General features: G+C 68.9%; 11 protein-coding genes. 6 read left to right on the forward strand and 5 right to left on the reverse strand.

Going from position 1 to position 10270, the window contains the following annotated elements; translation table 11 throughout:
* The 3 genes from pstA to DI573_RS11600 all read left to right on the forward strand — a co-directional run.
* A partial coding sequence (gene pstA / locus DI573_RS11590) for a phosphate ABC transporter permease PstA (protein WP_292814310.1) occupies positions 1–769 on the forward strand: 769 nt, incomplete at its 5' end.
* A gap of 50 nt (positions 770–819) precedes the next feature.
* Entirely contained in the window at positions 820–1599 is a 780-nt protein-coding gene (pstB, locus tag DI573_RS11595) for a phosphate ABC transporter ATP-binding protein PstB (protein WP_292814313.1), read from the forward strand.
* A 339-nt stretch (positions 1600–1938) separates the two neighbouring features.
* Positions 1939–2766 carry a hypothetical protein gene (locus tag DI573_RS11600; RefSeq protein WP_292814316.1) on the forward strand — a complete coding sequence of 276 codons (828 nt, stop codon included), beginning with the start codon at positions 1939–1941 and terminating at the stop codon, positions 2764–2766.
* Positions 2767–2903: 137 nt separating this feature from the next.
* On the opposite strand, the gene DI573_RS11605 is transcribed toward DI573_RS11600, so the two are convergent.
* The 4 genes from DI573_RS11605 to sigK form a co-directional block, all read right to left on the reverse strand.
* Positions 2904–3788, reverse strand: a complete 885-nt coding sequence (locus DI573_RS11605; protein ID WP_292814319.1) for an aminotransferase class IV — start codon at positions 3786–3788, stop codon at positions 2904–2906.
* A 206-nt stretch (positions 3789–3994) separates the two neighbouring features.
* Positions 3995–4633, reverse strand: coding sequence for a DNA-directed RNA polymerase subunit beta (locus DI573_RS11610; RefSeq protein ID WP_292814321.1), 639 nt, complete (start codon positions 4631–4633; stop codon positions 3995–3997).
* 41 nt (positions 4634–4674) lie between these two features.
* Positions 4675–5439 (reverse strand): anti-sigma factor, encoded by a 765-nt coding sequence (locus DI573_RS11615; RefSeq protein WP_292814324.1) that lies wholly within the window; start codon positions 5437–5439, stop codon positions 4675–4677.
* Complete coding sequence (sigK, locus tag DI573_RS11620) at positions 5436–6038, reverse strand: ECF RNA polymerase sigma factor SigK (protein WP_292814326.1); 603 nt, start codon at positions 6036–6038, stop codon at positions 5436–5438. Before sigK ends, DI573_RS11615 begins: the two co-directional genes overlap by 4 nt.
* Before the next feature lie 230 nt (positions 6039–6268).
* On the opposite strand from sigK, the gene DI573_RS11625 reads away from it, so the two are divergent.
* Positions 6269–6928 (forward strand): fasciclin domain-containing protein, encoded by a 660-nt coding sequence (locus DI573_RS11625; protein WP_292814330.1) that lies wholly within the window; start codon positions 6269–6271, stop codon positions 6926–6928.
* A gap of 130 nt (positions 6929–7058) precedes the next feature.
* Here the strand turns inward: DI573_RS11625 and DI573_RS11630 are convergent, their stop codons facing one another.
* Entirely contained in the window at positions 7059–8000 is a 942-nt protein-coding gene (locus DI573_RS11630; RefSeq protein ID WP_292814333.1) for a LysR family transcriptional regulator, read from the reverse strand.
* Positions 8001–8124: 124 nt separating this feature from the next.
* Here DI573_RS11630 and DI573_RS11635 point away from each other — a divergent pair, with 124 nt between their 5' ends.
* Positions 8125–9117: a putative oxygenase MesX gene (locus DI573_RS11635; protein ID WP_292814335.1), complete on the forward strand. Its 993-nt coding sequence runs from the start codon at positions 8125–8127 to the stop codon at positions 9115–9117.
* A gap of 20 nt (positions 9118–9137) precedes the next feature.
* Positions 9138–10169 (forward strand): methionine synthase, encoded by a 1032-nt coding sequence (locus tag DI573_RS11640; RefSeq protein ID WP_292814338.1) that lies wholly within the window; start codon positions 9138–9140, stop codon positions 10167–10169.
* Positions 10170–10270: the final 101 nt, after the last annotated feature.

Genomic DNA, 10270 nt, shown 5'->3' on the forward strand with positions numbered 1-10270 from the left:
CACGGCGATCACCAACGGCGTGGCCGGCCTCTCGGCCGCCTTCTTCACGGAGTCGATGCGCAACGTCGTCGGTGAGGGTGGCGGCGCTCTGCACGCGATCATCGGCACCGTACTGGTCACTCTCGCGGCGGCGATCATCTCGATCCCGATCGGCCTCTTCACCGCCATCTACCTCGTCGAGTACGGCGCCGGAAAGCGACTCGCGCAGGGCATCACGTTCCTCGTCGACGTCATGACCGGCATCCCCTCGATCGTCGCCGGCCTGTTCGCCTACGCTCTCTTCGCGCTGTTCCTGGGCCCCGGCATCCGCCTCGGCATCATGGGAGCGATCGCGCTGTCGGTGCTGATGATTCCCGTCGTCGTGCGCTCGAGCGAAGAGATGCTGCGCCTCGTGCCCAACGAACTGCGCGAAGCCGCATACGCCCTCGGTGTGCCGAAGTGGCTGACGATCGTCAAGGTCGTGCTGCCCACCTCGATCGCCGGGATCACGACGGGCATCATGCTCTCGATCGCCCGCGTCATCGGTGAGACCGCACCTCTGCTGATCACCGCCGGCTTCACGACGAGCATGAACTACAACCTGTTCGAGGGCCGCATGATGACGCTGCCGGTGTTCACCTACACGCAGTTCATGAACCAGGGCATTCCCGCCGAGGCGTACATCAACCGCGCGTGGGCGGCCGCGCTCGTCCTCATCGCCCTCGTCATGGCGCTCAACATCCTGGCCCGCCTCATCGCCCGGATCTTCGCCCCCAAGTTCGGGCGCTGAGCGCCACACGCCCCGCCCTTCACCTCACCCGAGAACACCCAGAGGAACACGTGTCCAAGAGCATCGAAGTCAACGACCTCAACGTCTACTACGGCGACTTCCTCGCCGTCGAGGGGGTCTCGCTCGACATCGAGCCCCGCAGCGTCACCGCCTTCATCGGCCCGTCGGGCTGCGGCAAGTCGACGTTCCTGCGCACCCTGAACCGTATGCACGAGGTCATCCCGGGCGCGCGCGTCGAGGGCGAGGTGCTGCTCGATGGCAACAACCTCTACGCCGCGGGCGTCGACCCCGTGCTCGTGCGCCGGCAGGTGGGCATGGTCTTCCAGCGCCCCAACCCGTTCCCGACGATGTCGATCCGCGACAACGTGCTCGCGGGCGTGAAGCTCAACAACAAGCGCATCTCCAAGGGCGACGCCGACGCTCTCGTCGAGAAGTCCCTTCAGGGCGCCAACCTCTGGAACGAGGTCAAGGACCGCCTCGACCGCCCCGGCTCGGGTCTCTCGGGTGGCCAGCAGCAGCGACTGTGCATCGCCCGCGCGATCGCGGTCTCGCCCGAGGTGCTGCTGATGGACGAGCCCTGCTCGGCGCTCGACCCGATCTCGACCTACGCGATCGAAGAGCTGATCGGCGAGCTCAAGAGCGAGTACACGATCGTGATCGTCACGCACAACATGCAGCAGGCGTCGCGCGTGTCCGACAAGACCGCGTTCTTCAACATCGCGGGTACGGGCAAGCCCGGCAAGCTCATCGAATACGACGACACGACGTCGATCTTCACCACCCCCACGGTGCAGGCCACCGAGGACTACGTCTCGGGCCGTTTCGGGTAAGGCCCTTCGGGACGCGCCCGCCATTCGGGGGCGGACGCGGCCGCACAGACGGGATGCCTCGGGGTGAGGCATCCCGTCTTTCTTTGTGCCACGGGGGCCGGGCGGTCTGTGCCGCGCCTGCGCGGGCTGTGCACAGCTGCGGACCGGATGCCGCGACACGCCGGGTGGGCGGCCCGAGAGACGGCGTGTCGGCCGAGATGTCCGCAGCTGTGCATGCCTCGCGGCGGGTCGGGTGTGGGGGTGGGGGTGAGCCCTCCACAGGAATGGGGTGAGAGGGGACGTCCCCGGGCGGCGCGGCCAGAGCCGGGAGCGGGATGCCGGAGGCTCCACCCTCGAGGGATGTGCACAGGTCCCTCCCCCTTCGTCCGGACGTACGCGGCGCTGAGGAGCGACGGATCGAGTCGTCGCAGCGTCGCCGCTCAGACAGCATCCGGCGATCTGCGGCACGTGCGGCGCGGTATCTACGCGACCGCGGGAACCTGCACCCCCACCCTCGCGGCGGCGGCCCACGGGGGCGCACTCACGTGCGAGAGCGCAGCCCGACACCTGGGGCTCTGGGTGCTCGATGACCCGGATCGGGTGCATGTCCGTCTGCATCGCGGCGGCCACCGCTATGCCCACGACGGATGCCGGTGCATCGAGCACTGGGACCGCGGCGGCGCGACCGATGCCTTCGGCCTGCCGGCGGTGGAGCGGATCCTGGTTCAGATCCTGCAGTGCCGCGGCATCGAGGCGATGTTCGTCGCCCTCGAATCGGCCCTCAGGAAGCGGATGCTGCCGTCTCATCGCCGCGCGGCGCTCCGTACCGCGGTGCCCGCGGCCGTGCAGCCCATCGTCGACTTCGCACGCAACGACGCCGACAGCGGGCTGGAGTCGCTCGTGCGGCTGCGACTGCGGCGCCACGGCCTGAGCGTGCGCACGCAGGTGCGCGTGCCCGGTGTGGGAAGAATCGATCTGATCATCGGGGAGCGACTGCTGATCGAGGTGGACGGCAAGGCCGGGCACGCGGACGCGACCAGCCGACACAAGGATCTCGTGCGCGACGCGCACGCGGCGATGTGGGATTACGACACGCTGCGGTTCGACTACGCGATGGTGGTGCACGACTGGGATCTCGTCGAGCGCGCCATCCTGTCTCGTGTCGCCGCCGGACGCCATCTGCGATGAGGGCCGTGCACAGCTGCGGACGGGGTGCCGCGACACGCCGCTGGCGCGGCCTGCAGCACGGCGTGTCGGCCGTCGCGTCCGCAGCTGTGCCCGCGGGGACGCCGGGGGGCAGAGGGCAGAGGGAGGCAGAGGGGGGCTCAGGACGTGCGGGCCAGAAGTGCGGCGTTGAGCGCCGCGGTGAGGGCAGCATCCACGACCACGGGACGCGCATCGAGCTCACGCACCGGCGCGGCCAGACGCACGCTCGAGAGCAGCCACATCGCGTCGACCCGGTCGAGCTCGGACACGGGCACGTCACGGTACTGCACCGATATCCCCTGCCCGTCGAGCCAGGCGAAAGCGCTCAGCTGCGTCGTGCCGTGCAGGATGCCGGAACTGGCCGGTGGCGTGACGTAGATCCCGTCGATGCGCAGCAGCGCCGTCGCGGTCGGCGCCTCGAGCACGTAGCCGTCGGAGGAGACGAAGAGCGCATCATCGGCTCCCCGGCGGCGGGCCTCGCGCAGCGCCGCCATGTTGACGGCGTACGAGAGCGTCTTGGCGCCGAGCATCAGCCACGGCGCGCGGGCCGCGGCGTCGCGGTCGACCCCGCGGTCGAGGGTGACGAGACGGATGCCGCCGGTCCGCGCCGCGGTGAAATCCGGTGCCTGCGCGACCGAGATCCACGCGGTCGCTGTGCGTCCGTCGTCGAGGCCACGACTGAGGACGAGCTTGATCGTCGCCTCGCCCGGAGGGCAGGCGGAGGCGGCGCGCGCGATCGCCTGCCGCCACTGCCCGAGGTGCGGGGCGGGAAGATCCATGAGGGCGGCCGACCGCGCGAGCCGCTCGAGGTGCGCCTCGACCTGGTGCGGGATTCCATCGAGGGCGCCCAGAGTCTCGAAGACGCCGTCGCCGCGCTGGGCGCTGAGGTCGCCGAGCAGCAGGGCGGGTGCGCCGGGATCGTGTTCGGCGAAGGTCGACCCGAAGTCGCTACGGGCATCATCGGATGCCGCCGGGTCGATCAGAAGCGCGTGACGCCAGCTCATCCCCCGAGCCTACGCGCGCGTCGCCACGCCGCTCGGGACCGCCGATCCGGCAGCTCGGAACAGCCTGCCCACGACCTCGGTTAGACTGTCATAGCCGGGCCGCAGTAACCCCGGGCTCCATCTTCTGCCGCTATGAGCGGCCATGCGCCGAGAGGCGTTCTGCGGCCCGGCACTACTGTGTCCGCATCCGGCACGACCGCGGCAACTCAGGTGAGGGCGTCGCGCCGCCACAGCGCCGCCGCCGCCGTGAGGTCGACGGCGAACGTCGACAGGCGCAGCGCGCGGGTCGTCAGCTCGCTCGAGCGCCCCGGTTCGGTCGGCTCGTAATCGTCCGCGAGATGCGTGGCACCGGATGCCTGCACCCGGCAGAACGCGGCCGCGCGATCGAGCGCGACCCCGAAATCGCCGTCGAAGACCCCGCGCAGGATCGCGTCGGAGAGTTCGATCAGCTCGTCCGGTCCGGCAGGGGCGGGCGCGCCCGCGATCACCGGGTCGACGGAGGGCAGCGCGTCGCGCCCGCGCTCGTACAGCAGCGCCGCCGTGCGCGGGTCGTCGTGGATCATCAACTGCAGCAGATAGATGCGCCACAGCGCGCCGGGCAGCGTCCGCGCCGGCGACCGCGACCACAGCTCGGCGATGTCGTCGATGCCGTGCCGATCGGTGAAGCCGATCAGGCGGTCGATCACGCCCGCATCGGGCTCGTCACGCACCCGCGAGAGCAGTGCCGCGGCGGTGGTGTGCGCGACACGCGAGACCTCGGCCGGATCATCGGCCGCGAAGAGCCGATCGAAGGTCTCGGAGGGACGACGCACGGGCTTGTGGAAGCCGGGATTCTCGTCGCTCATCACTCCAGGCTACCCGCGGCCGCGGCGAGCGCGAGCGCGCCTCACGCGGTGGGGATCGCGACGATCGGCGTCGATGTGGGCTGCCCCGTGGGGGATCCCCCCGCGGGCTCCACCGTCACGGCGATGGTGTCGCCGGGCGCCATCTGCCCCGCCAGCAGCGCGGTCGCGGTGCCCGAATCGTCGGCGGTGAACACCCCGGCGGCGATCGGCTCTTCACCCCGCACGAACCACAGCTCGTAGCTCTGATCGGCCTCGATCGGCGGAAGACCCGCCGAGACGAACACCGTCTCACCGAGAGATTCCGACCAGTGCACCGTCGCCTCTCCCCCATCGGCCAGCGTCGTCGATGCGCTCTGCGCATCCGGCGCCGCTTCGATGCGATCGAGCGCCACCACGGCCGCGGGGCGGTTCAGCTGCTGCGCGACGATCGTCGCACCCGCACCCACACCCAGCAGCAAGGCGATCGAGGCTGCGAGCGCGAACCACGCCCTCGCCCCCCATCCGGCGCGACGTGTCGGCGCCTGCGTGACCGGAACCGAGGCCGCAGCCGCAGCGGCGGGCTCGGCATCCACCCGCTTCTGAGGCGTGGTCAGGATGCTGTCGAGCAATCCCGCGCGCAGCGCCGCGGGCGGCGCGACCTCGGGCACACCGTCGGCGAGGGCCGAGACCGTGACGCGGTCCGCGTCGAGGTGGTGGCGCCATTCGGGATGCTGAGCGAGGGCGGCGACGAAGGCGCGCTCGTCGTCAGGGTCGAGCGCGTGCAGCGCGTGCCCCGCGGCGAGTTCTGCGAAATCGTGCTCCGTCATGACGTCACCCCCATCTCTGCCCTCAGGCGGGTCAGACCGTCCCGCATGCGTGTCTTGATCGTTCCCAGCGGCGCCCCCACGAGCGCCGCGATCTCGCTCTGACTGTAACCCCCGTAGTACGCGAGGGTGATCGCCTCCCGCTGAGCGTCGGGCAGGGTCTTCAGGGCCGTTGCGACCCGTTGTCCCTCGATCCGAAGCTCCACGTGCTCAGCGACCCCGTCATGTGCGACTTCCATGTCCCGGAAGCCCACCCGCACGTCCCGGTCCACGCTCGCCTGCGAAGAACGCACACGATCGACAGCCCGGCGGTGCGCCATCGTGAGCACCCAGGATCTTCCTTGACCCTTGTTCGGAGCGAAGCGGTCGGCGGATTGCCACACTTCGAGGAAGACCTCCTGGAGCACCTCTTCGCTCTGCGAGCGGTCGACGAGCACTCGAAGGATCAAACCGAACACCCGCGACGAGAGCAGGTCGTAGAGCCTTGCGAACGCGTCCCTGTCGCCCTGCGCGATGCGCACGAGGAGTTCGCCGGCGTGATCGACCGGGTCGGCGCCGCCCTCGGGCACGTCGAGTCCGTCGATAACCATGTACCCCAGCATGCCGCACGTTCGCCCGTCGTCCCTGTCGCGCGCGCGGGATCGCGCCCGCGAGAGCCAACCGTTACACTCCCGCGGCCTTGAGGGGCAGCATCCCCCGTTTCGAAGAAACTTCAATCCGATATCGGGGGCGATCCGAACAGCCTGTGAAGCCGCTCAGCGGCAAGGACAACCCCCGCACCGGGGGTGTGCCACAGCAGGGGCCTGCCGCCCCGGACACACAGGAGGAAACCATGTCACGTACGAAGCTGCGCCTCACCACCGGACTGTCGCTCGCCGTGGCGGCGACGTTCGCGCTCAGCGCCTGTTCGATGGGCGCCACGACCGCCACCGAGGACGAGACGACCGAGCCCGAAAGCACCCCCTCGATGTCGGAGGAGATGGAGATGGACCCGGCCGCCAACCTCGTCGGCGCGGGCTGCGCGGACTACGCGGCCGCCGTTCCCGACGGCGCCGGCTCGGTCGAGGGCATGGCCCAGGACCCCGTCGCGGTCGCCGCGTCGAACAACCCGCTGCTGACCACGCTCGTCTCCGCGGTCAGCGGACAGCTCAACCCCGAGGTCGACCTGGTCGACACGCTCAACGGCGACGAGTTCACCGTCTTCGCGCCCGTCGACGACGCGTTCGCGAAGATCGACCCCGCCACGATCGAGACCCTGCAGACCGACTCGGCCCTGCTGACCTCGATCCTCACCTACCACGTGGTGCCCGGCCAGGTCGCCCCTGACGAGATCCCCGGCACGCACACCACCGTGCAGGGTGCCGACCTCGAGGTCACCGGCAGCGGCGACGACCTGGTCGTCAACGGCGAGTCCGCCGTCATCTGCGGTGGCGTCCAGACCGCCAACGCCACGGTGTACCTGATCGACACGGTGCTGATGCCCCCGATGTGATCACCCTAGATCTCTGATCCGATCCGGGGGGCACGGATCAGAGGAACGGCCGCGGCCGTCGGCACCCGTTGCGAGGTGGTGCCGGCGGCCGCGTCGTCGTGCGGGTGCGGCCCGGCGCGGGGCGGGGCGGTCAGCCGAGCAGCGCCACGCCGAAGCCCGCGACGACGGTCCGCAGCTCGGCGAGGTAACGCCGAGCCTGCTCGGTGAGAGGGATCGCGGAGTGGCCGATCCAGCCGATCTCGATGCGCTCATCGACATCGAGCGGGATCGCGACGATCTCCGGGTCGAGGTCGTCGCTGATGATGCCCGTCGAGATCGTGTAGCCGTCGAGGCCGATCATGAGGTTGAAGATGGTCGCACGGTCGGAGACCCGGATCTCCTGCGCACTCGAGAGGGTCGAGAGGATCTCCTCGGCGAAATAGAAAGAGTTGTTCGCCCCCTGATCGAAGGTGAGCCGCGGCAGTCCGGCGAGATCGTCGAGGGTGACGTGATCGCGGGAGGCGAGCGGGTTCTTCCGCGAGATGAAGATGTGCGGTTCGGCGCGGAAGAGCGGATGGAAGGCGAGTCCGGAGTCCCGGAGCAGCTTGTCGATGACGTTCTTGTTGAAGTCGTTGCGATAGAGGATGCCGAGCTCGCTGCGCAGCGTCCGGACGTCCTCGATGATGTCCCAGGTGCGCGTCTCGCGCAGCGAGAACTCGTACTCTGCCGCCTCGCTGCTCTTGACCATCCGCACGAACGCCTCGACGACGAACGAGTAGTGCTGCGCCGACACCCCGAGCAGGCGTCGAGACGGCGGCCGTCCGAGGTAGCGCTGCTCGAGCAGCGCGACCTGCTCGGTGACCTGCCTGGCATAGCCGAGGAACTCCGCGCCGTCCGCGGTCAGCGTCACCCCGCGCGCGGAGCGGAGCAGGAGGGCGCGGCCCACGCGGGCCTCGAGGTCCTTCATCGCCGCCGACATGGTCGGCTGCGAGACGTAGAGCAGATCGGCCGCGGCGCTGATCGAGCCCTCGGCGGCGACCTCGATGAAGTAGTGCAGCTGCTGCAGGGTGATGGATGCTGTCGCCCGAGCCATAGGTGAAGACTATAGGCATCGATAGTCAGGGCGAGTTACCCGATAGGCGTCGGATGCCTGCACGATGTGCGTAGCGACTTCCGCACGGCCGACCCCGGCCGATCACCGACCGGATTGGCCGACCATGGACAGCGAGTTCACGTTCAGCATCACCACCACCCGCTTCGACGAGGACTACTCCCCGTCGGAGAGTTCCCGGATCACGACGAACTTCGCGAACCTCGCCCGAGGTCAGCACCGCCGACAGAACCTGCGCAATGCCCTCGCGATGATCGATCAGCGCTTCAACGAGCTCGCGGCCGCCGACAACCCGACCCGGGACCGGTACACGGTCGAACTCGAGATCGTCTCCGTGGGAATGCAGTTCACGACGGAGGGCGCGGATCGGGAGTTCCCGCTGCTCGAGGTGCTCGACATCCAGATCGTCGATCGACGCACGGGGCGCCGCAGCCACGGGATCGTGGGCAACAACTTCTCGTCGTATCTGCGCGACTACGACTTCAGCGTGCGGCTGCCGGCGGTCAACGAGGGCGCGGCCGCGTTCACCGTTCCCGAGGACTTCGGCGATCTGCACGGCAAGCTGTTCCGGCACTTCCTCGACTCCGACGCCTACCGGGATCGATTCCCGCTGCCGCCCGTGATCTGCATCAGTGTCTCGACGAGCAGAACGTATCGGAGCACCGACTACCGGCATCCCGTTCTCGGCGTCGAGTATCGGCAGGACGATTACTCGCTGACCGACGAGTACTTCGCTCGGATGGGCCTGCAGGTCCGATACTTCATGCCTCCCGGCGGCGTCGCCCCGCTCGCGTTCTACTTTCGCGGCGACCTGGTGGCGGACTACACCGATCTGCAGCTCATCGGCACGATCAGCACGATGGAGACCTTTCAGAAGATCTATCGACCCGAGATGTACAACGCCCACTCGGCCGCGGGTGCGCTCTACCGCCCGAGCCTGGAGCAGCAGGACTACTCGCCCACGCAGATCGCCTACGACCGCGTCGAGCGCAGTCAACTCGCGGCGAAGCAGGGCACGTACACGGAGGAGCATTTTGTGAAACCGCACGGTCACGTCCTGGAGCGGTGGGCGGCCCGCGAACTCGCTCCCATCGGATGACGACCGGAGAACCGCCGATCGTGCACACACTTCTGCCCACCTCCACCGTCGGCAGCCTCCCGAAGCCGTCGTGGCTAGCGCAGCCTGAGACCCTGTGGTCACCCTGGAAGATGGAGGGCGACGCGCTGGTCGAGGGAAAGCAGGATGCACTGCGCATCGCCGTCCAGGAGCAGCGTCGCCGCGGCATCCACATCATCAGTGACGGCGAACAGACCCGCCAGCACTTCGTCACGACGTTCATCGAGCACCTGAGCGGCGTCGACTTCGAACGGCGCGAGACGGTGCGGATCCGAGATCGGTACGACGCGAGCGTGCCGACCGTCGTCGGCGCCGTGAGCCGCGAGAAGCCGGTGTTCGTCGACGACGCGAGATTCCTCCGCGAGCAGACCGATCAGCCCATCAAGTGGGCACTGCCCGGCCCGATGACGATGATCGACACGCTCGCCGACCGTCACTACCGCAGCCGCGAGAAGCTGGCGTGGGAGTTCGCGACGATCCTCAATCAGGAGGCGAGAGAACTCGAGGCGGCCGGGGTCGACATCATCCAGTTCGACGAGCCCGCCTTCAACGTCTTCTTCGACGAGGTCCGGGACTGGGGTGTGGCGGCGCTGGAGCGGGCGACCGAGGGCCTGCGCGCCCAGACGGCCGTGCACATCTGCTACGGCTACGGGATCGCGGCCAACACGCAGTGGAAGGCGACGCTCGGATCGGAGTGGCGGCAGTACGAGCAGACGTTCCCCCTTCTGCAGCGCTCCGCCATCGACATCGTCTCTCTGGAGTGCCAGCACTCCCACGTGCCGATGGAGCTCATCGAGCTCATCCGCGGCAAGAAGGTCATGCTCGGGGCGATCGACGTCGCGAGCGATGCGGTCGAGACGCCGGAGGAGGTCGCCGACACCCTCCGCCGCGCGCTCGCGTTCGTCGATGCCGCCAACCTGCTCCCCAGCACGAACTGCGGCATGGCGCCGCTTCCTCGGGATGTTGCACTCGGCAAACTGAGCGCGCTCAGCGCGGGCGCGGCCATCGTCCGCGACGAGCTCGCCGCCGCCTGACCGGGCGCGCTTCGCGGGTTTGGAGAAAGACGACGTGGCTATCGGTGACGGCGTGACCACGCCCCAGACAGAACGTGCTTGAGCGGTTCGGGCTTGCCGAC

The sequence above is a fragment of the Microbacterium sp. genome, from assembly GCF_003248605.1.
GTDB lineage: Bacteria > Actinomycetota > Actinomycetes > Actinomycetales > Microbacteriaceae > Microbacterium.